This is a genomic window from Streptomyces sp. NPDC044064, assembly GCF_056434245.1.
In genome coordinates, this window is sequence record NZ_JBWKFN010000020.1 from 81016 (window position 1) to 105354 (window position 24339).

Genomic DNA, 24339 nt, shown 5'->3' on the forward strand with positions numbered 1-24339 from the left:
GCAGGAGGGCGGCTTGCGCAGGATCCCTGGCCGGGTGCCTCAAAGCGCGTTCAGCATCGTGCGGGTGAGGCTCGCACGGTTCGGCACGTCGAGTTTTCGATAGATCCGGGCCAGGTGGCTCTCCACCGTCCGCACGCTGAGGAAGAGAGCGGCGGCGATCTCCTGGTTGGTCAGTCCGGTGCTGACAAGACCGGCGATCTCCCGTTCCCGTCCGGTGAGAACGGCGAGCGCGTCGTCGGCGCCGGGCGAACCGGGGAGCGCGGAAGCCCTGCTCCGCCGGTCGTCGACTTCAGCGGCCAGACGGGCCGAGTCGCACTGCTGGGCCAGGTCCGCGGCCCGGCCCAGCAGGCCGTCCATGTCATCGGTTCGCCCTGCGGCCCGGGACACGTCCGCTGCCGCGAGCAGCGTCCGGCAGGTCTCGATGCGCTGACCGCCGGCTGAGAAGTCCGCGATGGCCTCGTGTGCGCACTCGACCGCCCGATCGGTGTCCCCGTTCAACGCGTGGGCGCGCATGCGAGCGCGCAGGGGGAAGCCACGTCGGCCTGTGGAGGGAAGCTGTTCGTAGGAGACCTCTGCCAGTCGCGCCCAGTGTTCGGCCGACTCGTGGTCGCCCTCGGCAAGCGCCGCCTGTGCGAGGGTGTCGCACCAGCGCGGCTTGCGCCAGGTGGTGAGCCTGGGCAGTTCGGGCCCTCCCGCGGCATCGACGAGGAGCCACCGGGCGCGCGCCGCGTCACCGGTGAGCAGCACGAACTCCGCGTGGAAGCAGCGGACACTGACGGCCCAGGCGAAAGGGGAGGTGCTGGCGAGGGCTTCGGCGTGCTCGGCCAGTGCCATCACCTCCTGAAGATCGCTGGGGCTGTTCAGCCAGAACAGGATCTCGGCCCGCACCATCGCGATGATCGCCTGAGCCGCGGGTCCGCCGAGGCCTTCGACGTGGCGAGCGGTTTCGTCGAGGGTCACCAGCGCACGACGCAGGTTTCCGGAACGGAGTTGGGTGTTCGCGAGCGTGGAGAGTATCTCCCGTTGCATGTATGTCTGTCCGGTGCGCCGGGACAGTGCCGCACCGCGTTCGAGATGGCGTTCGGCGTCCGCCAGCCGTCCGAGCATGCCCTCCGTCATGCCGAGTTGGTGTGTGGCCTCCAGGTTGGCCAGGAGAGTGGCGTCGGAGGCGGCGTCGATGATTTCGGCTGCCCTGGTCGCCGTCGTCTGTGCCGCGGTCTGGTCGGCCGTGAACAGGTGGGCGACGGCGGCCTGCGCCAGGGCCTTGGCTTCACCGGCGCGGTCATGGTGCCTGCGCGCAATCTCCGCGGCCGTCTCGGCATGCTCCCGGGATGTCCGGTAGTCCTGCCGGTCGTAGGCGTAGTCGGCCAGTTCGGTGTGGAGGGCGGCGGCGGTCGCGGTGTCGTTGTCGGCCAGCGCTTCGAGTCCGGAGCGGGCGATGGCGCCGGCTTCGGAGTAGTGGCCGAGCCGTCGTTCGAGGCGGCTGGAATCGGCGATCGCGCTCGCGTCGCGGGGCGGTTGGCCGGGGATGGCCGAACGCAGTGCGTCCAGAAGCGCTCGGCTCTCGGATGCGTCTCCGGTCAGCAGCCGAGTGCGGGCGAACAGGACCTGCGCCTCGTGCCAGTGCGGTTCGCCCTCGTTGATCAGCGACAAGGCGGTCCGCAGGTGGCCGGCTGCCACCCGGGGGGAGGTGTGGAGCGAGTCGCGTGCCGCGGCTATCAAGGTCGTGACGTGCTCCGGTTGGCTCGGGTCGGCGGCGCGTGCGATGTGATGCGCGCGCTGTGTGATCGGAGCTGCCCGCTCGGCCAGTGCCCGCTCGGCACGTTGGTGCAGGACGAAGCGCTCGGTGGGTTCGAGCCGGTGGTAGACGACGTCCCCCACCGCCCGGTGACGCAGCGACAGCTGAGGGGCGGGCTCGACAGGCCGGACCAGGTCCAGGCGGGTGAGTGTGTCGAGCGCACGCATGGTCTCCGGCATCGCCAGGCCCGCAACCGCCGCGAGCAGCTCAGGATGGAACCGTTCGCCGATGACCGCTGCGGCCTGGACCGTGGTGAGAGTGGTGCGGTCGAGGCCGGCCAGTTCACCGAGGATCGCCATACCCGCGTCGGTGCTCGCCTCACCGTTGGTGGCGAGCACCTTGAGGTACTGGGGGTTGCCCATGGCCTCGTGCCGGACCTCGTCGACGTCTTTCACGCCGGGATGGTCACGGAGCAGCTCCTCGGCCTCTTCCTGGGACAGCGGCCCGAGGTTCCACACCTCCAGCAGACCCGCGGATGCCGCGCGGGACAGTACGGAAGCGAGCGCGGGCGAGAGCTGGCGCTGCCGATAGGCCATCAGGCACAACACGGGACCGACGGCGGCCGCCTCGATCAGCCGCTCAGCGTCCGCAATCCGATCGCCGGGGAGTTGATGCAGGTCGTCAACGGCTGCCAACAGAGCGGGGGCGGGCGCCTGCTGTGCTGCAGAGCGGTTCGAATCGCCCCTGGCCGGCAGATCCAGGCTGTCCGGAAGGAGGGGCGCGTCCGAGCCCTGCACGTGTTTCGCGAGCACCCGGATGCCGGTCGCCCGGGCATGTGCAGCCACCGTCCACATCAGCGCGCTCTTGCCGATGCCCGGCTCTCCGGCGAGCGCGATCGCCCGTCCTCGGCCCGACCGCACATCGGCAAGCGCGGCCACCAGCTTCTCGACTTGAGCCGCCCGACCGAACAGGCGACGAGCGAGGGCAGGCACCCCGTGGGATGCGAGTGGCGTGCCGTCAGGCTCAGAGGATTCCGGCCCCTCCGCATCGACGGTATCGGAGATCCCGTCATTGGACCGGTCAGCCGGCAGCGTCGAACGAGCGGCGGACAAATCGCCATCCTGAACATCGTGAGCCATGCAGCGCACGATAACCGTCTCCGCTGACAAGCGGTTCTTCACTCCTGGCATTTCAAAAGGGCCGGACCACGCAAGAGCGGGGTCCGTCAGCGTGGTACGGCCTCGACCATGGTGATGCCGTATATCTTTCGCCGGCGCGGACTGCAGTGCACGTCGACCACGTCGCCCACCCGGAAGCGGTTCTCCAGTTGTGGATTCGAAGGGTTCGAGAACATCGGGCGGCGCCACTCGTCCACCTTGAAGGACCATGCCCTGTGCGACCCGGGGTCCTCGATCGAACAGCAGTAGTGCACGGTGATGGTGGGCGGATCGTCGTGATGCGTGGTGTAGTCCCAGCGGGAGATGACCGCACCGCGGAAGGCCGACTCCGCCGGGACCCTTCGGATCCGGCGGTGAGCGGGCAGCCAGAGAGCCGCCACCACTGCGCCGACCAGTGCAGGGCCGGCGTCGAGTGCCGCACCATGAGGAAGGCGTGCGGTCAGAGACAGCGTGACCGTCGCGGCGCACACGACGACGGCCAGGATGACGAGTTGCCATACGCGGCCCTAGCGCGGTCGGTCCAGCGGTGCCGTGTCGACGACGTGCCACGACTTCTCGTACGACGACCAGATCCGGCGGGGCGCGCGCACGGGCAACGCCGACTCCGGGCCGTTCGACCCCACCTGCCGGTCCGGTAGCCGGTGTGCCGCGGCGTGCGGGCACGCTCGCCACCAGGCCGACGCCTGCCGGCCGGCGGCCGTAAGACGCGAGCGGGACCTGCGCGGGAATCGCTGGAACCACAACACCACGGGCACCGAGGGCAGGACGGTCGCTTTGAAGACCACGTCGAACACGATCTGGCCGAATCCTGAGCAGGCGTACAGCACGCCCACCCAGGTAAGTCCCCCGGCGATCCACAGCATCCAGGTCACGGACTTCTCACGCCTCCGCAGGATCAGTCCGAGGGCCAACGCCTCCTTCTGGACACTGCGTTGAAAGTCCCGCCACCACAGCCAGTACTCGTCGCCGTCCCCCGGCCCGAGCGCCTCCATCGGCACTCGGTCGACGTGGACTCGGCAGCGGTGGCGGACGCGTTCGAGCAGGAGCTCCTCGAAGGCGCGCAGGGGTCGCCGGCTGTCCGCCTCATCGGCGAGCCGGACGGTTCGCGTGCCGTCGGCCTTCTGCTCAAGCCGCAGCCGGCCCGCGCGGACCAGTTCGAGACTGGTCGTCTCGATGGCCTTCGGGGTGACCTCGCCCTTCCCCAGCAGCAGGTTCACCAGCGCCGCAGCCAACTCCTGAGGCGGCGGAGGAACCGGCACGGGAGCCATGGCCTCGCGTCTGCGCACGGCGTACACCAAGGCCCCGAACAGCACTGGACAGAGCGTGAGCACGATCAGCGAGCTCACCATGAGTACTCCCGGGCAGAGCCACTGGGTATCGCCGCGGCCCCTGACTCGGGACCACAGGTCTGGGCCGAGTGCAACTGCGGGGCCAGGGCCGCGATCACGGCGACGGCCACCGTGACGAGCCAGGCCGTGTAGAGAGCCGTCGGCCGTATCCGTCCCTGGGAGACCGCCCACGCGCTCCACGCGGAGGCCGATCCCGCGGCAAGCGCGGCCAGCAGACTCGCGGGCAGCACATGGGCCGCCGGCGGATGCTCGGGCAGCATCGCCGTGCAGTAGTCGTTGTCGTTCGTCACGGCGGTTCCCGCCACCAGCAACGGGACCGCCATCGTCGCTGTCACCCAGGCCAGGGCGGACAGCAGCCAGTACAGCGCGCCGAACCGGCCCCGCACCGCGCGGGACAGCACCACGCACATCGACAGCACCGGTATCGCCATCGTGCACGCGCCCCGGGACAGAGCGTCGAGGCGGTACCGGTCGGTGACCTGTGGGTCATCGGCCCAGTAGAAGACGATGTACCCCCCGCACACCGCGGCCACGATCACGAGCACGGCGAGCGCGTGAGCCGTGACCCTGGCCCTGGGCGCGTGCGGAAAGGAGGCGGGCCACAGCACGCCCCGCATATCGGTGTCCGACCGTACGCGGACCGCCCGCCTCCGGTAATCGCCGCTCAGCAGCTTCACCAACCCCTGCCTCCCCCTTGTGTGCCGGAGCCGGAGGGGCGCGAACGCCGCGCCGGCCGGACTCCCTTCACGACTCGTCGCTCCATGTCAGGAATGGGGCGACCGGGGCGCCGATGCCTGCCACGCGGTGAACAGGGGCAGTCCGCTGCTGCCGGCGAAGAGTACGAGGCCGAACGGCCTGTCGAACGCGATGTGCCTGGTCCGCGGTACGTGTCCCGAGACGCTCCGGGTGTTCTTCCGGACCTGCGTCACGGCCGCCGCTCGCACACCCTCCTCATCCATCCTGAGTACCGATTCCTGGGTGACCCCGGCGATACGGAGTGGTTCGGGAGACAGGCCGGAGAAGTCGGCGCGAGCGGACACGGACAGGGGCGCGCCGAGCGGGGCGAGGTGCCGCTCCGCCTCCAGACGCGTACGCAGGTGGAGCCGCGGGAGGGCGATGGTCACCTCGTCCGCGTCGACCGGCCGTCGGCGCTCGTGCGGAGCCCAGGCGGCGGGCAGGACGTCCGCGGGGCCCCGGCCCGGTGCTCCCAGCACGAGACTCACCTGCAGCGGCAGCCGGCCGGGCTCCGCCTCGCAGAGCAGCGCCACCACATCCACCTCGTCCGCGGCGCTGCCGGAGGGGACCTCCACCGTCCAGGCGCACCGGGTCCCCGGCAGCGTCTTGGCCATGGTCGGGACGAGGTGCTCGACGCCCTGGGCGTCGGTGAAGGTCCGGTCGGCGGTGTTCTGCTGCTTGAACCCGGATGCCCACTTGCCTTCCACCGCCAGCGCGTTGACGAGCAGGATCAGATCGTCCTCGTCCGGGCAGTCCGGCAGCTCACGGAGGAGTCCGCCGGTCGCCCTCCGCACCCAGGCATTGATCGCCGAAGGATCGGCGGGGTCCAGGTGACCGAAGCTGATGTCCGGCAGCCCGTCCCGGAAATCCCGGAAGACCGGGATCCGTGACCACACGCCCGTCGCGACCGCCAGCCCTTCCGTTTCCGACAGCCGCGCGGCCACCTCGGTGGCGGCGGAGGCGGCCTCCGGCCCGGCCGCACCGAGCAGTTCATGCAGTTCCTGCGCCGTCTCCGACCGGGCCCCAGCGGCAACGGCCGACAGCACGAGCCACAGACCGATGGGCGAGCAGGCGAAATCACCGTTCGCCGCCCGCACCGGCGCGTCATCGATCACCGACGCCAGCAAGCGCTCCGCGAACGCCCGGACCGCGCCGACATGGTGAGCACGTACGACTTGAGCCACTCTGCCTCCCACCGCGCACCGCCCGCACGGTGCGGAACGCCCTGACCGGTACAGGCCGTTTCGGTGCAGCACGGTAAGCCTGTCGCACCCCGGGCCGCCTCGGCATCGGTGCAATCACGCAGGCCGGTACCTAATCGGGGAGCGGGCGCGGACGCTGCGGCTCGGCCGGGGTCAGCGGTTCTGCGGAGCGGGGTCGAGCGCGGCGGGCGACTCCGCGTCGGGGATGATCCTGCGAGGGGTGCCGGTGCCGTCGGCGGGCACACTCCAGACGTCGGCGTGGCCCCGTCCCCGGGGGAGCGAGTAGGCGACGGAGTGCTCGTCGAGCCACGCGGCCTGGTCGTCCACGCTGCGGGTCTCGGCGAGCGGAGTGACCCGGTGGGTGGCCAGGTCGAGGACCGAAAGCCGCCACCCGTGGTGCGGGTCGCCGTCGAGGGCGGACTTGAAGGCGATGCGGGTGCCGTCCGGGGAGAGGGAGGGGCACTCGACGTTGTCCCCGACCGTGCGCAGGCGGTGGGTGGCCAGGTCGCCCAGGACCAGGTAGCGGTGGCCGGAGGTGGACATGGTCGCGTAGAAGCGGCGGTCGTCGGCCGCGAACGTGACGCCCCAGAAGTTGAGGTCCCTGGCCTTGTACGGCTTGCCCGACACGGTGACCCTCCAGTCCTCCAGCGTCGGGATGAGCTCCTGAGTACGGGTGTCGAGGATGCCGACTCGGGTGGAGAACCGCCCTCCGTTGTAGGAGTCACCGGCGACGAACACCGTCCAGGCGACCAGCCGTCCGCTGGGCGAGACTCTGGCCCGGTTGGGCACCCCGACCAGGGGTATCTCACGGGTGGGCTTGAGGCGCCGGTCGAGGACCACGAGCTGGTAGGTCGTCAGCCCCGGGTCGAGGCGCAGGCACAGGCCCGTGCCCCCGGCCGCGTAGAGCCTGCTGCACGACAACGCCGACACCACCCTTCTGCCGCCCGGGGCGTTCGCCGGTACGGCGACCAGACGGCCTTCGCTGTCCGCGGCCGTGCTGCGGGCCAGCAGACGTGGCCCGGGGGCGATGGAGACGGTGCCGGTCGCCGCCGACCGCGAGGACGCCCCGGCGTCCCGGGCGTCCAGGATGGCCAGGGCTGCCAGGGCGGCCAGCGCAGCCAGATGGCCCAGGATGATGATCACGGTGAGGAGCCGGGTGTTGCGTTTGGTCATGACGTGACCGATTCCTTCTCGATCGTGGGGCGCGGAAGCAGGGTGACGGCTGCCGTGGCCGCGACGGTGGCGGCGCCCGCGGCGGCCCAGGCCGCGGTGGTGCCTCCCCAGTTCGCCCAGGCGGCGCCGAAGGCCACCGAGGAGGCCAAGTAGGCCAGGGCCTGGACGGTCTGTACGCAGGCCAGGCCGGTGGTACGCAGGTCGGCGGGGAGGGCGGGGCCGGCCAGGGCCATCAGGACTCCGTCCGTGGCGGCGTAGAAGGCGCCGTGACAGCAGAGCACTGCGACTGCCAGCGGCATGCCGTCCAACGGGCTGCCCAGCAGCAGGTATACGGCCACCAGCGCTCCGAAACCGGACAACAGCACCGTGCGGCGGCCGAACCGGTCTGCGAGCGCACCGAGGGGAGTGGCGAGCAGCAGGTACACCAGGTTGGTGCCCACGGCCAGGAGCGGGAACCAGCCGGTCGTCACGGTGTGGCGCTGCATCAGCAGCAGATAGACGAAGCCGTCGCCGACGGTGGCCAGCCCCAGGAGCCCGGCGGTGTACAGGAGCCTGCGGACGGGCGCCTCGCCAAGGAGCCCAGCGGCGGCGCGCAGGGTGACGGGCGCGGTCGGCGGGCGCTTGTCGCGGTGGTCGCGGACGAGGAACGCCAGGGCCAGCAGGCCGGCGGCGGCCACGCAGAAGCTGGTGAGGAACAGTGCGTCGAAGGCGGCCGGGGTGACCGTTCCCACGGCCGCCAGCACGCCGAGCGCGGCCAACGGCCCGGCGAACGCACCCGCGCTGTCCATGGCACGGTGGACCCCGAACGCCCTCCCCAGCAGCGGCTCGGGGACGGACAGTGTGATGAGCGCGTCGCGCGGGGCCGTACGCAGCCCCTTTCCGGTGCGGTCGGCGACGATGACCGCACCGAGGGCCGGCACCGAGGAGCCGGCGGCGACGAGGCCCAGCTTGGCCAGCGCCGAGACACCGTAGCCGACCGCGGCCACGGGCTTGCGCCTGCGGAAGCGGTCGGCGACGAAGCCCCCGACCAGTCGCAGCAGGGCCGTCGCCCCCGTGTACAGGCCGTCGACCATGCCGTACGCCGCCGGACCCATGTGCAGGGTGAGGACCAGGTAGAGCGGGAGGACGGCCGTGACCATCTCCGCGGAGACATCGGTGAGCAGGCTCACCGTTCCCAGTGCCAGGACGTTGGCCCCGACCGAGGCCGGGCCGGCGCGCCGGCCTCGGTCGGGGCGGTCCTTCGGCGGTCGGTCGACGGTGGACAGATACACGGCCGTGCTCGCTTCCTCGGGGCGGCGGGGGAGGGCCGGCGGCCGGAATCAGGTGTGGGGTTCCGGCCGCCGGCGGGTTCGCGTCGGGCTGGGTCAGCCCTTGGCGGAGGCGGCCGAGGAGGTGTCCCAGGCGTCGGTGATCGCGGACTTGTTCGCGGCGTTGCCGAGGGCGGGCAGCCCGTACATGTCTTCCAGGGTGCGCAGCACGTTGTAGTGGTTGATCTGGGTGCTGGACTGGTGACCCGCCTTCACGTGGGCGCCGGCCACGACCGTGTAGATCTGGTTGACGCTGGTGAAGTTGTCCTCGTCGAAGGTCGCGACGAACAGGCTGTTGTGGGTCTTGGCCCACTGGATGTACGGGTCCAGGTGCTTCTTGAGCCAGGAGTCACCGGTGCCGATCGAGCAGTCGTGCATGTCGTTGCACATGTCGGGGATGACGAACGACACCGTCGGCAGCTTCGTGAAGTCGCTGGGGAACGAGGAGAACGGCACGTTGTACGCGGAGCCGCTCACGGTGGGGAAGTCCGCCCAGGGGGCGTGCTTGCGCCGGTACTTGCCGCTCGTGCAGTCGGTGGAGCCGGCCTTGGGCAGGGCCTCGGAGTAGCCCTTGAAGGTCTTGCCGGCGTCCAGGAGCTGCTGCCCCAGGTTGCCGGTCCGGAACGACTTGGGGCAGTCGTCGTTCGTGACGCCCTGCTGGGAGCCGGAGAACAGCCCGATGTAGTTGGGCTGGCTGGGGTGGGTCAGGCCGAAGGAGCTGGTGAACAGCGTTCCCTGGGACGCGAGGGAGTTGAGGTAGGGGGCGCTGGAACTGCCCTTGACGGACGTGTAGTTCTTGTTCTCGAACATGGCGATGACGACGTGGTCGTACTGCGGGATCGCCGAGGCGACCGGTTTGGCCGCGGAGCCGTTGTGGGCGTGCTCCGCCGACTTCACCGGGAGCACGTGCATGGCCAGGAGTGCCAGCGCGGGTGCGCACAGCAGTGGGGCGACGCGGGAAAGACGCATCGTGTAACCGTCCTTGTGGGGATTGGCGAGGATCGGTGGGGCGGTGGGGTTACCTGCCGGCACCGGCAGTGGTGCTGCCCGTGTACAGCAGGCGGTTGGGGGTGTCGCTGCCCGCGTCGCGGATCTTGTCGGGCGTGGCGCTGCTGGTCAGCGCCGTCTGTACATCCGCGGGCGTGGCGTTCGGGTGGGCGGAGAGCCACAGTGCTGCGGCACCGGTGACGTGGGGAGCCGCCATGGAGGTGCCGGAGAGCGAGTGGGTGGCGGTGTCGCCGCTGTTCCACGCCGAGACGATGCCGGTGCCGGGCGCGAACAGATCCGTGCAGCGGCCGAAGTTGGAGCTGGAGCGCCGGGTGTCGTTCGAGTCGGCGTTGTTCACCACGATCGCCGAAGTGATGTCCCCGGGCGAGTTGTTGCAGGCGTCCTTGCCGTTGTTGCCGGAGGAGACGACCCAGGTGACACCGGAGGCGACGGACTTCTTGATCGCGTCGTCCTCGCTGCTGCTGCGTGGGCCGTTGATGCTCATGTTGACCACGGCCGGCTTGGCGGCGTGTGCGGTGATCCAGTCGGCGGCGGCGATGATGGACGAGGTGCTCGCGGAGTCGTTGCAGTTCAGGACGCGGACGGCGACGAGCTTGACGCCCTTGGCGACGCCGTAGTCCTTGCCGCCGACCGTTCCGGCCACATGGGTGCCGTGACCGAGGCAGTCCTGTCCGTTGCGGCCGTCGCCCACCTCGTCCGCGCCGATGGAGGCACGGCCCTGGAACTGTTCGTGGGTGGTGCGCAGACCGCTGTCGACGAGGTAGACGGTGACATTGCTCGCGGTCGTGGGGTACGTGTAGGTCTTGTCGAGGGGGAGGTTGCGCTGGTCGATGCGGTCCAGGCCCCAGGACGGCGGGTTGTTCTGCGTGGCGGAGCCGTGCAGCTCCGCGTCCTGCTCCACGTAGGCCACGCGAGGGTCGGCGGCCGTCGCACGTGCCTGCTCAGGTGTCATCTCGGCGGCGTAACCGCGCAGCACGGTGTTGTAGGTGTGCCGGATTCTGGCGCTGTGGGCGCGGGCGAGCCGCAGAGCCGTGTCCCGCACCGGAGCGGCGGCCGTGTCCTCGAGGACCACGATGTACCTCCCCGTGAGGGCGTCGGCCGTGGTGCGGATCTCGCCGCCGGGCGGTGTCTTCGTGTCAGCCGCGTGGGAGACCTGTGTGGACAGGGCGGCGGTGACCACCAGGGCGGCGAGAGCGGCTATTCGGGCAGATGGGCGCACGTCGGCTCCAGGGAGAGAGGGGGATGGGAGGTCCCCCGGGATCCAAGTGCGACTGGTTTAGCGCCAGTTGGGCCCTCGCGGTGACGATGTGTCGCCAGTGGCGAAGAAGGGCACGAGTGCGAGGAGGCCGTCGACGGCAGCCCCGCTCAACGGCAGCGCAAGCCTGTCGGCAGGGAAGCGCTGCTGGGCGGTACTGCCCGTACTGCGGATGTTTGCGGCGGGGGCGTGCTGATGCCCGCCCCGATCGGCGGTCCGCTGCGGATCAGATCCATCCACTACGGGTCGCGTGCAAGGCCATCTGGAACCGGGTGAGTGATCCGGCACGGGTGTTGAGCTGCTCCAGATGGCGGGACAGCGTGCGGCGGCTCACGCCCAGCAGTTCGGCGATGATGTCATCGGTCACGCCGGTGGCCAGCAGCTCCAGGATGCGGCGATGCATCGGGCTGAGTGCCGAGGGCACGTGTTCGTTCAGATGCATGGGCAGAGCCGTCCGCCATGAGGTCTCGAACAGTCCCGTCAGCGCCGACAGCAGGCTGGAAGGGTGGACTATGAGGAGCGAGTCGTTGACTTCGGCCTCGACGAAGGACATCGACACGATGGCCAGGCGGTGGTCGAAGATGGTCAGCTTCACGGGGACGGTCGGAAGGACACGGGCATGTTCCCCGGCGGCTATGCAGGGCTGGATGTTGATGCTGTAGTAGGCGGAATTCTCCACCGCGGATCTGGAGTAGACGACCCGGTACTCGACACCTTTCTTGAGCTTCTCGACCTCGATCGGGTTGGCGCTGCCGTGGGTGTGATAAGGCGGCGAGTCGAAGCGCAGGACCTGGCTCTCGGCTGCTTCTTCGATGTTCCAGATGCGTTCGGCGATGGATGGACCGGTGACGACCTCGACCAGATTGTCGGTGGCCTGTGGGCTGACGGAGCGCCGGTAGCCGCGATAGGCGTTGACGGCGGCCTGGTGTGACCGGCGGAGTTCGGCCGTGCGGGCATGCGCCAGGAATTCCAGCGCAATCGTCGGTTCGACCGGCACATGTGCAGGGACGTCGGCCCCGGTGACGGTGATCAGGCCCAGCTTGCGGAGTTGAGCCAACTCCCGCTCCAGGCAAGGGTCCTGATCATGGTTCTGGTCCTGGGTTTCTTCGCCGGGACTTCCATTCTTCCGGTCACCGCGGCCGTGACCCAGGCCCTTGTCCAGACTCTCTCGTTCACAGGGGCCGAGGGCAAGCAGAGCCATATAGATCTCCGCCTGTCGGCGGGTCAGCCCAAGACGACACAAATGAGTCCGCAGGTCCTCGTCGGCCATCGGAGCACCTCCCAGTGGGAACGGGGGACCATTCACCTGCTCGGAAGGAACGTTCGTACTCCCGCTCCTCAACGGCGAGTTGGTGCGCGGCATCGTGGCACGTCCGGTCCGTCGGGCGCCATACAACCGGTGAGTATGTGCTCGGATCCATGGCGCCAGGGGGAGGAAAGCGCCCGTATGCGTCAGTGGGCATCGTGTGCCACGCACGGAGTTTTCCGGGAGTACACATTTCCGGGAGTGCCCCGCCGCCGCGGGTCCGACCGAACTCATGGGCGCTGCCCCGCCCAGGTCGAAGCCGCCGCGGAAGTCGCCCTCGAGCTGTATCTCGGGTGAGCGGCCGCGTCATTCCGGCCGCGCATGCATGGTCACAGGAGTGCTGGTCGGCGCACGGGGTATGCGGGTGCTTGCTGGAGCATGAACCGGCTGAGACAAGGCTGATTGATTGGGAGGGGCACATCATGGCGACGACGACCGTGCAGACTGCCGAGCAGGTGGGCGTGCCGGAGATCGCCGATCCTTCACAGGTCGCGCCCAAGGATGCGCGGGAGTTGTCGAGGCTGTTCTTCGAGCAGCTCGCGACGCTGGAGGAGGGCACGCCCGAGCACCAGTACGCGCGCAACACGCTCATTGAGATGAACATGTCACTGGTCCGCTTCGCTGCCGGCCGGTTCCGCAGCCGGGGTCCGGAGCAGATGGAGGACATCGTCCAGGTAGGCATGATCGGCCTGATCAAGGCCATCGACCGGTTCGAGCTGACCAGGGAGGTGGAGTTCACCACCTTCGCCATTCCCTACATCGTCGGTGAGATCAAGCGGTTCTTCCGCGACACCTCCTGGGCCGTGCACGTGCCGCGTCGGCTGCAGGAGGCACGCGTCCAACTCGCCCGCGCCAACGAGGAACTGCGCAGCCGGCTGGGCCGGGAACCGGCGACCAAAGAGCTTTCCGAGCTGATGAGCCTTCCGGAGGACGAGGTCGTCGAGGCCCAGCTCGCCTCGAACGGCTACAAGTCGGCCTCCCTGGACGCGGCGCTGGGCGGGAGCGAGGAGGGCGAGTCCGCGCTGGCGGACTTCATCGGTGACGAGGACGCCGCCTTCGGCCTGGTCGAGGACTTCCACGCCCTCGCCCCGCTGATCGCCGAACTCGACGAACGTGACCGCAAGATCATCCACTGGCGCTTCGTCGAGGAGCTCACCCAGGCCCAGATCGGCGAACGTCTCGGCATCTCCCAGATGCACGTCTCCCGGCTGACCTCCCGCCTCCTGGCACGTCTGCGCGCAGGCATGCTCAGCACCACCTGACGGCCGGCAGCCCGGCAGCCGGACGGCGGCACGGTGTCCTCGCGGAGCAGAGGAAATACCGGATGTGAGCGCATTTCGCGGGGTCCTGCCGGTCGAGCGGGGCCCCGCAGACGCGTGGAGAACCGCCCTCTGCCTCGACGCCCACACGTCACCGCTCACCTGCAACTGTTGCCGTTTGACAATTATGGCCGTGAGGCAACAAAGTAGCGGCGTCGTGCTGCACGGGGAAGGACCTGCGATGTTCCGGTGGGCGGAGACGGCTCCGTGTGCCGGTCGTCCGCGCCCCGCGCTGTCGGGGCGATCAGGGGCTGGAGCCTGGGCTCAGGCCGTCCGCTCCCCGGTGTGCGGGGCATTGTCGTGTATCTGCGTCGCAGCCGCGTCGCAGAACGCCTCGAGCCCCGCGAGGAACTGGGTCCGCTTGGCGGCGGGCATCAGCTCCAGCACGGCCTGCAGCTCCTGCTCCCGGCGCGCCCGCAGGTCGTCGAGGAAGGCACGACCGCGGTCGCTGATGTGCAGCCGCACCTCGCGCCGGTCGGTGGGGCTGACCTCGCGCTCGACGAAGCCGGCGGCCACCAGCCGGTCGCAGAGCCGGCTGGTGGACGGGGGCGTGGAGGCGAGGGCATCGGCGAGGGAGCGCAGGTTGATGCCGTCCTGGTGCTCGAGCATGAGCAGGACACGCATCTGGGACGGAGAAGCCGGCGCGGTCGAGGCCCGGCCCCACAGGACTTCCAGCAACTCCACCGCCGTCAAGGTCACACGCGCGACCTCGACGGGCTCGGGGCGGGGGCGGAAGACAGTCACCGTCACACTCTCGCAGGCACCTGGGACGGTCGCCAGCGTACTAGGTGCCGGGAGCGGCAAGAGATGGGTCGGGCGGCCGGCGCGGCTCGGATCGGGTGGCCTCGTCGCCTGAGCGAGGTTCGTGTGTGTCCGTCGAAGGGTTGGTGTATTTACCATCGTGAACAGATTTGTGACCGCTGAGCGCGCTCTGCGCACGGCGGCCCCCCACGAGTTGCTCGACGCCGTGCGTCGTGTGCTCGTCCAGGAGTACGCGGCGCAGTCCGTGGAGCTGTACCTGGCGGACTACGGCCTCACCGTCCTGCAGCCGGTGTCGGTGCTGCCCCTCACCGCGGAACCGGTGTCGGTGCACAACAGCCCCGCCGGCCGCGCGTTCGGCGCCCAGGAGCCGTTCGTGGAGGATGTCCACGGCGGTGCGGTGCGCGTCCACCTGCCGGTCACGGTGCGCGGGGACCGCCTGGGCGTGCTGACCGTCACCCTGCCGGACGAGCAGGAGGCACGGGGCCCGCTGAGCGAGCTCACGGACATCGCCGAAGTCCTCGGGCATGAGGTGGTCGTGGCCGAGCGCGACACCGATCTGTACCTGCAGGCGAGGCGCAAGGACCGGCTGACCCTGGCCGCCGAGATGCAGTGGCAGCTCCTGCCCGGCCGCTCCTGCTCCCGGCCCGAGTACGAACTCGGTGCTCAGCTGGAGCCGGCGTACGCGATCTACGGTGACAACTTCGACTGGTCCGCCACCGGGGACCGCCTCACGCTCTACGTCACCAATGGAATGGGGGAGGGCATCGAAGCCTCCCTGCTGACGAACCTCGCCATCAACGCCCTGCGCAACGCCCGGCGGGCCGGCATCGCCATCGACGACCAGGCCGCCCTCGCCGATCAGGCGGTGTACGCCCACTACCAGGGGCGCTGCTACCTGTCGGTGCTGATGCTCGACTTCGACCTCGCCACGGGCAGGGCCAAGCTCGTGGACGCCGGGTCCCCGCAACTGCTGCGGCTGCGCGACGGCGTGGTCGAACGCGTCACCTTCGAGGCGCAGCTCCCGCTGGGCATGTTCGAAGAGACCGACTACGCCGCCCAGGACTTCCAGGTCGAGCCCGGCGATCGGCTCGTCTTCGTCAGCGACGGCGTGTATGCGGTCGCCTCGCCCGTCGGGGAGGCGTACGGGGATGTGGCCCTGGCCCGGGCGATCATGTCCACTCGTCTCCTGCCGGCCGCGGAGGTGCCGCGTGCGGTGCTGCGCGAGCTGACCGGTCACCGGGGGCAGTCCGTTCCGAAGGACGACGCCCTCGTGGTGTGTCTGGACTGGCACGGACGCTGAGCCGCCGGTCTCCGGCCGTGGATGTGTCGATGCTGTGTCGCTTCCGCGGTACGTGCGGAATTATTACTTGTCATGTGGCAATAATTGGCGGGGTTGTGCCGGTCGTGGTGCAGCGGTCTGTTCTCAAGGGAGACGATGCAGGTGTCGGAGCAGGCGGCGGCCGAGTCGGCGACGCGGGAGCTGGGGGCCTTCCTGGAGCGCCGTCGCGAACAGATCGCCCAGCGATGGGCGGACACGCCTCTTTTCCGTACGGTCTTCACCGTTTCCCGGGACGAGGCCGTCGACGCGTGCAAGACCGTGGTGGACGCCCTGTCCGAGGTGGCGTCCGGCGGGCGGCTGGAGGACATCGCGGCCCCCGGGTTCGACTCGGCGCGTGAGCAGCTGGGGCGTATGGCGGCCTCCCGGTCCCGAGGGGGGTTCAGCCCGGCCCAGATCGCGGACGAGGCCGCCGGCCTGGGAGTGGCGGCCGCCGAACTGCTGCGCGGCGAGAGCTCCGGCCTGCCCGCCCCCGAGGCACAGGACCTCCTGCTGGCTCTGACCGTGCTGATGGGAACCCTGCGCCTGGTGATCATGGAGACGACGGTCAGCGCCGGCGAGGAACTGATAGCGCGGCAGCGGCAGCAGCTGATCGAAGTGGCCACTCCCGTGATCAATCTGTGGGAGGGCATCGTCGCGGTGCCCCTGATCGGCACTTTGGACAGTGCCCGCAGTCAGGTGGTCATGGAGTCACTGCTCGAGGCCATCGTGGACCAGCGGGCCCGCTACGCGATCCTCGACATCACCGGCGTCCCCACGGTCGACTCGCTCGTCGCGCAGCACTTGATGAACACGGTCGCCGCGGCCCGGCTGATGGGCGCCGAATGCATCGTCTCCGGCATCCGCCCCGCCATCGCGCAGACCATCGTGTACCTGGGCATCGACCTGAGTTCGGTAGTCACGCGCAGCTCGCTGTCCGACGCCCTGGCCTACGCGCTCGACCGGCAGGGCGTGGAGATCTCGCACCGTACGGCCGGTGTGAACCCGCGATGACCGTCCCCCGCCCGGGCTACTCGGCCGCGGTACCGATCCTGGCGATGGAGGGCATCCTGCTGGTCAGCCTCCAGGGTGAGCTGCACGACGGCATGGCCGAGCAGCTCCAGCAGGACATCACCCACCGCATCGCGCACAGTACGGCGACCGGCGTGGTCATCGACGTATCGGGCGTCGAGATCGTCGACTCGTTCCTGGGCCGGGTCCTCGCCGAGATCGCGTCCAGCGCCCGTCTGCTGGCCGCTCGTACCGTCCTGTGCGGGATGCGGCCGGCCGTGGCGATCACCATGGTCGAGCTGGGCCTGACCCTGCCCGGCCTGGTGACCGCGCTCGATGTCGAACGTGCTCTCGAGCTGCTCCGCCAAGGTCCCTCCGCCACCCCGGGCACCCATGAGGGGTGTACGTGACACCGACTTTCGAACCCGCCACCACGACCAGCCTGCCCATCGGCTCGGACGCCGATCTCGCGTGGGTCCGTCACCAGGTGCGGCAGCTGGCGGCCGAACTGGGATTCGGGCTCGTGCAGCAGACGAAAATCGTCACAGCGGCCAGCGAGCTGGCCCGCAACACCCTGGTCCACGGCGGTGGAGGGCAGGCGAAGATCACCCCACTGGCCAACGGCCCGACGCGGGGACTCCGGCTGAGCTTCATCGACACCGGCCCCGGCATTCGCGACGTCGAACTCGCGATGACCGACGGCTACACCACCGGGGGCGGCCTCGGGCTGGGCCTGAGCGGAGCCAAGCGGCTGATGGACGAGTTCGCCATCGACACCGAGCCCGATCAGGGCACTGTCGTCACCGTCACCGCCTGGGCCACCGGTATGCCGGGTGCTCGTGCGGGGTCCCGATGACACGCGTCTGGGACATCCCGGTGCACGACCCCACCCGGGTACGGGACGTCCGGGTGGCGACCGAGGAGGCCGGCGCCCGTGCGGGCCTCGACGCCCACCGCACCGCGGTCGCCGTCCTGGTGGCCACCGAGCTGGCGACCAACCTGCTCAAGCACGCCGGTGGCGGCCGCCTGGTGATCGATCTCGTCGGGCGTGCGGGTGCGGGCCCCCACGGTCCGGCGGTGCAGCTCGTCGCACTCGACCACGGCCCCGGCATCCGCGACGTCACCACCGCCATGCGAGACGGCTACACCACCAGCGAGGCGTCACTCGGCGCCGGCCTGGGCACCTGCCTGCGCATCGCCGGCGAGTTCGACCTGTACAGCACCCGTCGGGGCACCGTCTCGGTGGCCCGCATCGCCCAGGGCGCCGGCCCGGAGCAGATCGGCCCGGCCGTCCGAGCCGGAGGGATCAACGTCCCGCTCGGCCGGGCCGAACACTCCGGAGACGCCTGGAGCCGCGTCGTCTCCGGCTCACGGCTGACCCTGCTGCTCGCCGACGGCCTCGGCCACGGAGCCAAGGCCGCCCAGGCGTCCGGCGCCGCAGTGGACGAGCTGCACCGCGTCGGACACCTGTCACCCCCGGAGATCCTGCGCCGGATGCACCCGGCACTACGACACACCCGCGGGGCGGCGGTCGCCGTGGCCCAGCTGGACACGGACACCGGGGAGCTGGCGTTCTCGGGTGTCGGCAACATAGGCGCCCGGCTGCACACCGCCGGCTCATGGGAACACCTGGTCTCGCACCCGGGCATCGTCGGCGCCCAGTTCCCGGCGACCGTACCCGTCCGCCGCTCGCCCTGGGGCCCGGAAAGCCTGCTCGTCCTGCACAGCGACGGCCTGCCCAGCAGATGGGTGCCGCCCCACGAGCCCCACCTGCTGATCCACGACCCGGCAGTGGTCGCGGCGACCATCCTCCGGGACGCGAGCAGCGCCGCCAGCCCCGTACGCGATGACACCTGCGTGGCCGTCCTGGCCTCCGACCACCCGGGCAGGCACCTGTGATGCCGCCGGAAGTACGCGAGGTCACCTCTGTCACCTCGGCCGCCGAGGCCGTCCGCGCCCGGATGTTCGCCGCGCGCCTCACGGAGGCCCTGGGCGTGCCTACGCTCGAACGGGCCCGTTTCCTCACGGCACTCACGGCGCACCTGCGTGAGGTCCTCGGCCAGGGGGGTACGGAACTGACCCTCACCGTGTCGCCGTCCGGGTCCGACGAGACCGTACTCGTGCGGGTCGTCGGGAGGTCCCTCGCACCCGAGCCGCGCCGTACGCCCCCCTGGCGGCTCACTGTCGCCGGTCCCGGCCCTTCGACGCGGGACCTGCCCCAGCCGGGCCAGGACGACATCACGCACGCCGAAGCGGTCCTGGCGGCGGACGAGGAGTTCGCGCCGATCCTGCGCCGGCTGGACGAGACGGAGAGACAACTCCGTCTTCACCGCGAGGAGTTGCACCAGACCAACCAGGGCGTGCTCGCCCTGCACGCCGAACTGGACGCCGCCGCGAAAACTCAGCGCGACCTGCTCGAAGCCGAACGAACCGCGCGCGGCGAGGCCGAGAAGGCGCGACGCCTGCTGACCTTCCTCGGCGACGCCAGCGCGGTCGTGACCGCGTCCCTCGACCAGGAGGACATCTTGCGATGCCTTCCCGGGCTGCTCGTCCCCGAGTACGCGAGCAAGGTCGACGTCTGGCTCTTCGACGAACCGGCAGGTACGAACGGTGCCCACTCCGCCGCAGCGGTCGCAGCCGCCCGCCTCGACCGTCCGCAGCACGCCGGGCCGCACCCCGGCGCACTCCCGGGCGTCGACGACCTCCCACCCTCCGCACTCTCCCCGGACCGGCCGCTGTTGTGCATCCCCCTCACGGTGCGCCACACCTCGGGTGTGCTGACCCTGACCGCACCCGGCGACCGCTTCCACGAGGACACCAGCGTGATGCTGGTCGAGCTGGCCCGCCGGACTGCCATCGCCCTGGACAACGCCCGCCGTTACGAACAGCACCGGGACACCGCCGAGACCCTGCAACGTGCCCAGCTCACCGACCTGCCCACCACCGAAGGTCTGCGCCTGGCGGCCCGCTACCTCCCCGCCACCCGAGGCCTCAACATCGGAGGTGACTGGTACGACGCCTTCCCCCAGCCCGACGGCGGCCTGCTGACCGTGGTGGGCGACGTCACCGGACACGGGCTGCGCGCCGCCGTCATCATGGGACAGCTGCGCACCGCCCTGCGCGCCTACGCGATCGAGGACGACAGCCCCGCCCGGATCCTCACCCGCCTGCACCGCATGCTGCGCCACCAGCAGCCGAACCTGTACGCGACCGCTGTGATCGCCCGCTTCCGGCCCGGCGACCCCCACGTCGTGTGGGCCGCCGCCGGACACCCTCCGGCCGTGGTCCGGACGCCCGGTGGCGCCGTGCGCGTTCTGGACGCCAGACCCGGCGTCATGCTGGGCGTGCCCCTCGACTTCGAGTACGAGGACCACACGGCCGAACTGCCTCCCGGCTCCACGCTCGTCCTCTACACCGACGGTCTGGTGGAGCGGCGAGCCGACGGCATCGACCCGGGTATCGAACTGCTCGGCCAAACCCTCGCCGCACTCGGCGAATCCGAACTGGAGAACCTGGACGGGTGCGCCGAGTCGTTGCTCAAACCCCTCTTGCACGATCACGAGCGCGACGACGACGTCTGTCTCCTTCTGTGCCGCACGGCTCCGTCCGAAGGCGAGGAACCTGCGCCCACCGCAAAGGCGTAGGCCACGCGGTAGGCACAGCGTCAGATCCTGAGTGCGACTCGGCAGACCTCGCCTCACGAGACGGCGCGCTTTCTACGTCGGCTCCGGAGACCGGGCAGGAGTTTCGTCCGGTGCGCGGAGGAAGGCCTTCATGCCACGGATCAGCGCCGATCGCTCTGCGGGTGCCATGGCCGCCAGCACGCCGGCCAGGGCCTGGGCACGCCGGCGGGCCACATCCTCCAGAACGCGGCGCCCCTGAGGAGTGAGCGTCAGCAGCACCTCACGGCGGTTGCGCAGGTGCGAGGCCCGCTCCAGCATCCCCGCCGCCTCCAGTCGGTCACACAGACGGCTGGCGGTGGGAAGCCCTATGCCCAGCCGTTCCGCCAAACCCGTGAGGTTCACCTCCGGTGCCGCTTGCAGGGCCCGAAGCGCTCGCAGTTGGTGGGGGGACAACCGCACCGCCGCCTCCTGGGCTGCCAAGGACCACAGGGTCGCGAGACGTTCCACGGCGTCGGCGATCTCGTACGCGCCGACGCCCGGATCTTCACCCGAGGCCTCGGCGCGGTCGTCGGCGCTGCCGGGAAGAGTCACGGGCGCATCACTTTCAGTGAGATCCGGGTGGTGCTGGAACACCGATATTCCATCGCCCTACCCGGGGAACCGGAACGCAAGCGGCGTTTGCGTGCCACGACCACCCGACCGCGCCAAGCACCCTCCCCGAGCGGCCCGCTCACATCGGGAGCGGGGTCAACACGTGCTTGTCGTAGTGCCTGTACCGGCCGTCAGCCAGGGGAGGGGCGCCGGAGGTCACGAACGACCGGTTCGCCGGCCATGAGCGGGCTTCGCCAACTCCGCGTTGAACTGGGCGCCCACGAGAAGGGCCAGATTGGACAGCCACAGCCAGATCAGGAAGATCACGACGCCGGCCAGCGATCCGTACAGCCGGTGATAGGTGCTGACGTGGGAGGTGTAGGCGGCGAATCCGAGCGAGACGCTCAACAGGAGCACCACCGCCAGCATGCCGCCCGGCGCCATCTTGCGCACGGGGCGGGAGGACGCAGGGCCCGAGTGGTACAGGACGAGCACCAGGGCGATGGCAACCGCGGCCGCGACCGGCCATCGAAGTGCGTCCCAGGCGGCCTGCGGCCCGATCCCCAGATCCAGCGCACGGCCCAGACGCCGGGCCAGGTTGCCGGTGAGGAACAACGCCAGGGTCGACGTCAGAAGCAGGGTGATCAGGACGAGGGCTGTGGCGATGATGCGTGGAGCGGTTCGCCAGACCGGCCGGTGCGAATCGACCCGATGCATGGCGTGCAACGCCCGGCGGAAGACGCTGAGATAGCTGGAACCTGACCACAGGGCTGCCGAACCTCCGAGAAAGACCAGCGTCCATGCCGTTGAGGACTGTCCGGCCATTTGCTGCAGGGCGCTGCGCAGCAGTGCGCGGGACGCGACCGGGGCGGCCTGCGACATGCGGTCGATGACCTCCGGCTTGGCTGTGGGCACGGTGAGACCCAGGATCGAGAGGATGACCAGCAGCAGTGGAAACAGGGCCAGCATCGCGTAATAAGTCAGCGCAGCGGCCCAGTCCGTCACGTCGTCGTTCCAGACGGCAACCGGTACCCGGCGCAGCGCCGCCCACCACCGAGCCGTCCGGCCATCTCCATTCTTCATGGAGCGGATGCTCTCACCTCCGATGACTTCTTGAATGCGTCTCCGGCCTTCTCGCCGGAAGTCACGGAAGAGCACTTCCCCGTCGGTCGTATCCCGCTGTCGCGGTATCCCCCGTGTGCCCCCGAATTCCCTTCACAAACAAAGCGGCGTTGGTGAATGGAGGCAGAAATCCAGGGCAGAAGGCGTTCAGGAGGTTGATAATCATGGTGCCCCTGTTGCTTGTTCTGCTTCTCGCGCTGATCCTCTTCGGTGCCGGTTTCGCCATCAAGATTCTCTGGTGGGTCGCCGTAGCCGTTCTGGTGCTGTGGCTTCTCGGCTTCGTCATGCGCTCCACCGGCGCCGGTGGAGGCCGAGGCCGCTGGTACCGATGGTGATCTGACCTGTAGGTGTGCCTTCGTCGAGGGGCCCGGCCGTCCTATCGGCCGGGCCCTTTGCCCACAGGTCATTTCAACTCACCGCCGAGGGACGCCGGTCGGTTCAGAGAAAGCGCCGGACCGGGGTGACGGCGGCCTCCTTGGCGCGCTGCAGCACTGCCCGTCGTCTCCATCGGGTGAGGTCGATGTCCACGCTGAGTTTCAGGTCCGCCTCGTAGTCGCGGTCGAGCGCGGCGGTGAACTGCTCGTCCAGGACAGCCAGCATGACCTCTTCGTCGTGGTCCATGGACCGGCGGTTGAAATTGGTGGAACCGATGAGGGCGGCGACCGAGTCCACGGTGATGATCTTGGCGTGCATCATGGTCGGCTGGTACTGCCGAATGTGCACGCCGGCCTGCAGCAGACGGGTGTAGTGGTGTTGACCGGCGAGCTGACAGGCGCGCTGGTCAGTGTGAGGGCCAGGCAGCAGGATCTCGACATGCACGCCGCGGCGTGCGGTGTCGCACAACAGGTCGATGAAGTAGACGTCGGGGGCGAAGTAGGCGGTGGCCAGCCGGAAGCGCTCCTCCGCGGAGGTGAGCATGACCCGGATCAGGGTTTGCATGTCCTGCCATCCGATGCTCGCGGAGCCGCGAACGACCTGCACCACCGACGAGCCGGCCTGCGGATGTTCCGTGAAGCGGTCACGGTCGTCGAACAGTTCGTCATGGCACTCGGCCCAGTTCTGCGCGAACGCGGCCGCGATCCCGTCCACCGCGGGCCCCCGCACCCGGACGTGGGTGTCCCGCCACTCGGCAGGATTGCGTGCATTGCCGCACCATTCCTCCGCGATGCCGACACCACCGGTGAAGGCCGTGTGCTCGTCGACGACAAGGGCCTTGCGGTGACACCGGTGATTCTGCTTGAACGGCGACAGCCGAGCGGGCTTGCGGAACCAGGCCACCTGCACGCCCGCGGTGCTCATGACGTCCAACAGCCGCCCTTCGATCTCCTTGGCGCCGAAGCCGTCGAGCAGCAGCCGCACCCGCACACCCGCCCGGGCGCGGTCGGCCAGAGCGGCGGCGAAGTCGTGAGCGATCTGCCCTCGCCAGTAGACGAACGTCATCATGTCGATGGTGTGCCGGGCCGAACGGATCGCGTCGAGCATCGCGGGGAAGATCTCGTCACCATTGCGCAGAGGCGTCAGCTCATTGCCTTCGGTGGCGGCCACGCCGATCAGCCGCTCCAGGCGGCGGCGAAGGCGCTGCTTGCGCGCCGCTGCATCGGGCATGCTGTCGCGAGTGGGTGCCGGAACGCCGTCGAGTATCACGCCAACTCTCCCCATGCCGTGAAAACCAAATGCCGTGGGCTGCCGGGCGAGCCCGGAGAAACACATGCCCTGTCGGCACCACATCACTCCACACGTCTGTCTCCATGGAGCGCACTGGCGTCGGCCGCGTGAATCGCCCATTGGGAGCGAGAACCCTGGCCGATTCATCACGCCGTTCCTGACGCCGATCCGACGGCGTTCATCGGGGGTCGGTTGTCGCTGGTGTCAGCGTCCCGTCAGCATCCGCCCCAGGCCCGTCAGCATCGCGTCATGAGCCGGCGGAGGACCGGGGTGGGCGGGCACAGCGTCAGTGGTGAGCCCCGTTCCGCCTTCCCGCGTCCGGGGCCGTCAAGCAACTTGACCCGGGCCCACCCGGGTCCCTGGGGAGGGACATTCCATGGCAGAAATCCTCCGGGCCCTCGGGACGTGTGACGCGTGTCTTCCGCACACCTCTTGGCGACCGTACGGCCGTCGGTTTCACCTCCGGACGACGGCTGATCGCGACGCTCGGCCCCGGGCAGGCGCAGCGCGGGCTCGCCGAGCCCGCGCTGCGCGCGCTGACCGAGCAGCTCGGCGTCACCATCGTCACGGTGGATCCGCTGTTCATGGCCCGGGCCCCCTGGCCGGTGAACCCCGTCGTTCCCGCGCTCGCCCTGCGCGTCGGCTGAGGGAGGAGGCCACGACGACCACCGTTCACGACA

Annotated in this window: 23 protein-coding genes; 9 read left to right on the forward strand and 14 right to left on the reverse strand. The window is 69.8% G+C overall.

What is annotated here, in order from left to right:
- Positions 1–39 precede the first annotated feature (39 nt).
- The 10 genes from AC07DS_RS29510 to AC07DS_RS29555 all read right to left on the reverse strand — a co-directional run bounded on the left by AC07DS_RS29510 (position 40) and on the right by AC07DS_RS29555 (position 12215).
- Positions 40–2919, reverse strand: coding sequence for a helix-turn-helix transcriptional regulator (locus AC07DS_RS29510; RefSeq protein ID WP_479150128.1), 2880 nt, complete (start codon positions 2917–2919; stop codon positions 40–42).
- Positions 2920–2963: 44 nt separating this feature from the next.
- Positions 2964–3386, reverse strand: a complete 423-nt coding sequence (locus tag AC07DS_RS29515; protein ID WP_479150130.1) for a hypothetical protein — start codon at positions 3384–3386, stop codon at positions 2964–2966.
- 36 nt (positions 3387–3422) lie between these two features.
- A complete protein-coding gene (locus tag AC07DS_RS29520; RefSeq protein ID WP_479150132.1) occupies positions 3423–4265 on the reverse strand; it encodes a DUF2207 family protein in 843 nt (280 codons plus the stop codon).
- Positions 4259–4942, reverse strand: coding sequence for a hypothetical protein (locus AC07DS_RS29525; RefSeq protein ID WP_479150134.1), 684 nt, complete (start codon positions 4940–4942; stop codon positions 4259–4261). The genes AC07DS_RS29520 and AC07DS_RS29525 overlap by 7 nt, the downstream gene beginning before the upstream one ends.
- An 87-nt stretch (positions 4943–5029) precedes the next feature.
- Positions 5030–6184 carry a serpin family protein gene (locus AC07DS_RS29530; RefSeq protein WP_479150136.1) on the reverse strand — a complete coding sequence of 385 codons (1155 nt, stop codon included), beginning with the start codon at positions 6182–6184 and terminating at the stop codon, positions 5030–5032.
- Between the two features lie 171 nt (positions 6185–6355).
- A complete protein-coding gene (locus AC07DS_RS29535) occupies positions 6356–7375 on the reverse strand; it encodes a hypothetical protein (RefSeq protein WP_479150138.1) in 1020 nt (339 codons plus the stop codon).
- Positions 7372–8646, reverse strand: a complete 1275-nt coding sequence (locus AC07DS_RS29540; RefSeq protein WP_479150140.1) for an MFS transporter — start codon at positions 8644–8646, stop codon at positions 7372–7374. The genes AC07DS_RS29535 and AC07DS_RS29540 overlap by 4 nt, the downstream gene beginning before the upstream one ends.
- A 93-nt stretch (positions 8647–8739) precedes the next feature.
- Complete coding sequence (locus tag AC07DS_RS29545) at positions 8740–9651, reverse strand: alkaline phosphatase family protein (protein WP_479150142.1); 912 nt, start codon at positions 9649–9651, stop codon at positions 8740–8742.
- Positions 9652–9700: 49 nt separating this feature from the next.
- Entirely contained in the window at positions 9701–10909 is a 1209-nt protein-coding gene (locus AC07DS_RS29550; protein ID WP_479150144.1) for a S8 family peptidase, read from the reverse strand.
- A gap of 262 nt (positions 10910–11171) precedes the next feature.
- The gene (locus AC07DS_RS29555; RefSeq protein ID WP_479150146.1) at positions 11172–12215 is read right to left on the reverse strand and encodes a helix-turn-helix domain-containing protein; all 1044 of its coding nucleotides are present in this window, start codon (positions 12213–12215) and stop codon (positions 11172–11174) included.
- A gap of 458 nt (positions 12216–12673) precedes the next feature.
- Here AC07DS_RS29555 and AC07DS_RS29560 point away from each other — a divergent pair, with 458 nt between their 5' ends.
- Complete coding sequence (locus tag AC07DS_RS29560) at positions 12674–13513, forward strand: RNA polymerase sigma factor SigF (RefSeq protein WP_479150148.1); 840 nt, start codon at positions 12674–12676, stop codon at positions 13511–13513.
- 321 nt (positions 13514–13834) lie between these two features.
- On the opposite strand, the gene AC07DS_RS29565 is transcribed toward AC07DS_RS29560, so the two are convergent.
- Positions 13835–14320 carry a MarR family winged helix-turn-helix transcriptional regulator gene (locus AC07DS_RS29565; protein ID WP_479150150.1) on the reverse strand — a complete coding sequence of 162 codons (486 nt, stop codon included), beginning with the start codon at positions 14318–14320 and terminating at the stop codon, positions 13835–13837.
- A gap of 163 nt (positions 14321–14483) precedes the next feature.
- Here AC07DS_RS29565 and AC07DS_RS29570 point away from each other — a divergent pair, with 163 nt between their 5' ends.
- The 6 genes from AC07DS_RS29570 to AC07DS_RS29595 all read left to right on the forward strand — a co-directional run bounded on the left by AC07DS_RS29570 (position 14484) and on the right by AC07DS_RS29595 (position 20302).
- The gene (locus AC07DS_RS29570) at positions 14484–15632 is read left to right on the forward strand and encodes a PP2C family protein-serine/threonine phosphatase (protein ID WP_479150152.1); all 1149 of its coding nucleotides are present in this window, start codon (positions 14484–14486) and stop codon (positions 15630–15632) included.
- Positions 15633–15767: 135 nt separating this feature from the next.
- Positions 15768–16661: an STAS domain-containing protein gene (locus AC07DS_RS29575; RefSeq protein WP_479150154.1), complete on the forward strand. Its 894-nt coding sequence runs from the start codon at positions 15768–15770 to the stop codon at positions 16659–16661.
- On the forward strand, positions 16658–17068 hold the full coding sequence (locus tag AC07DS_RS29580) for an STAS domain-containing protein (RefSeq protein WP_479150156.1): 411 nt from the start codon (positions 16658–16660) through the stop codon (positions 17066–17068). The genes AC07DS_RS29575 and AC07DS_RS29580 overlap by 4 nt, the downstream gene beginning before the upstream one ends.
- Positions 17065–17514, forward strand: a complete 450-nt coding sequence (locus AC07DS_RS29585) for an anti-sigma regulatory factor (RefSeq protein ID WP_479150158.1) — start codon at positions 17065–17067, stop codon at positions 17512–17514. The genes AC07DS_RS29580 and AC07DS_RS29585 overlap by 4 nt, the downstream gene beginning before the upstream one ends.
- Positions 17511–18557 (forward strand): ATP-binding SpoIIE family protein phosphatase, encoded by a 1047-nt coding sequence (locus AC07DS_RS29590; RefSeq protein WP_479150160.1) that lies wholly within the window; start codon positions 17511–17513, stop codon positions 18555–18557. The genes AC07DS_RS29585 and AC07DS_RS29590 overlap by 4 nt, the downstream gene beginning before the upstream one ends.
- Positions 18557–20302 (forward strand): PP2C family protein-serine/threonine phosphatase, encoded by a 1746-nt coding sequence (locus AC07DS_RS29595; protein WP_479150162.1) that lies wholly within the window; start codon positions 18557–18559, stop codon positions 20300–20302. Before AC07DS_RS29590 ends, AC07DS_RS29595 begins: the two co-directional genes overlap by 1 nt.
- 72 nt (positions 20303–20374) lie before the next feature.
- On the opposite strand, the gene AC07DS_RS29600 is transcribed toward AC07DS_RS29595, so the two are convergent.
- Positions 20375–20914 carry a MarR family winged helix-turn-helix transcriptional regulator gene (locus AC07DS_RS29600; RefSeq protein WP_479150163.1) on the reverse strand — a complete coding sequence of 180 codons (540 nt, stop codon included), beginning with the start codon at positions 20912–20914 and terminating at the stop codon, positions 20375–20377.
- Positions 20915–21088: 174 nt separating this feature from the next.
- Positions 21089–22030 (reverse strand): YihY/virulence factor BrkB family protein, encoded by a 942-nt coding sequence (locus tag AC07DS_RS29605; protein WP_479150165.1) that lies wholly within the window; start codon positions 22028–22030, stop codon positions 21089–21091.
- Between the two features lie 128 nt (positions 22031–22158).
- Between AC07DS_RS29605 and AC07DS_RS29610 the strand changes: the two genes are divergently transcribed.
- The gene (locus tag AC07DS_RS29610) at positions 22159–22329 is read left to right on the forward strand and encodes a hydrophobic protein (protein WP_145880361.1); all 171 of its coding nucleotides are present in this window, start codon (positions 22159–22161) and stop codon (positions 22327–22329) included.
- 103 nt (positions 22330–22432) lie between these two features.
- Here AC07DS_RS29610 and AC07DS_RS29615 read toward each other — a convergent pair whose 3' ends face one another.
- Complete coding sequence (locus AC07DS_RS29615; protein WP_479150231.1) at positions 22433–23599, reverse strand: phospholipase D-like domain-containing protein; 1167 nt, start codon at positions 23597–23599, stop codon at positions 22433–22435.
- Between the two features lie 419 nt (positions 23600–24018).
- On the opposite strand from AC07DS_RS29615, the gene AC07DS_RS29620 reads away from it, so the two are divergent.
- Positions 24019–24306, forward strand: a complete 288-nt coding sequence (locus AC07DS_RS29620) for an SAV_915 family protein (protein WP_479150234.1) — start codon at positions 24019–24021, stop codon at positions 24304–24306.
- The last annotated feature ends 33 nt before the right edge of the window (positions 24307–24339 follow it).

What these genes read in the sequence shown, in the direction of transcription:
- AC07DS_RS29520 (WP_479150132.1), bottom strand. Translation starts at nt 4,265, where the DNA reads ATGGTGAGCTCGCTGATCGTGCTCACGCTCTGTCCAGTGCTGTTCGGG.
- AC07DS_RS29535 (WP_479150138.1), bottom strand. Translation starts at nt 7,375, where the DNA reads ATGACCAAACGCAACACCCGGCTCCTCACCGTGATCATCATCCTGGGC.
- AC07DS_RS29545 (WP_479150142.1), bottom strand. Translation starts at nt 9,651, where the DNA reads ATGCGTCTTTCCCGCGTCGCCCCACTGCTGTGCGCACCCGCGCTGGCA.
- AC07DS_RS29555 (WP_479150146.1), bottom strand. Translation starts at nt 12,215, where the DNA reads ATGGCCGACGAGGACCTGCGGACTCATTTGTGTCGTCTTGGGCTGACC.
- AC07DS_RS29560 (WP_479150148.1), top strand. Translation starts at nt 12,674, where the DNA reads ATGGCGACGACGACCGTGCAGACTGCCGAGCAGGTGGGCGTGCCGGAG.
- AC07DS_RS29575 (WP_479150154.1), top strand. Translation starts at nt 15,768, where the DNA reads ATGCAGGTGTCGGAGCAGGCGGCGGCCGAGTCGGCGACGCGGGAGCTG.
- AC07DS_RS29580 (WP_479150156.1), top strand. Translation starts at nt 16,658, where the DNA reads ATGACCGTCCCCCGCCCGGGCTACTCGGCCGCGGTACCGATCCTGGCG.
- AC07DS_RS29590 (WP_479150160.1), top strand. Translation starts at nt 17,511, where the DNA reads ATGACACGCGTCTGGGACATCCCGGTGCACGACCCCACCCGGGTACGG.
- AC07DS_RS29595 (WP_479150162.1), top strand. Translation starts at nt 18,557, where the DNA reads ATGCCGCCGGAAGTACGCGAGGTCACCTCTGTCACCTCGGCCGCCGAG.
- AC07DS_RS29610 (WP_145880361.1), top strand. Translation starts at nt 22,159, where the DNA reads ATGGTGCCCCTGTTGCTTGTTCTGCTTCTCGCGCTGATCCTCTTCGGT.
- AC07DS_RS29615 (WP_479150231.1), bottom strand. Translation starts at nt 23,599, where the DNA reads ATGCCCGATGCAGCGGCGCGCAAGCAGCGCCTTCGCCGCCGCCTGGAG.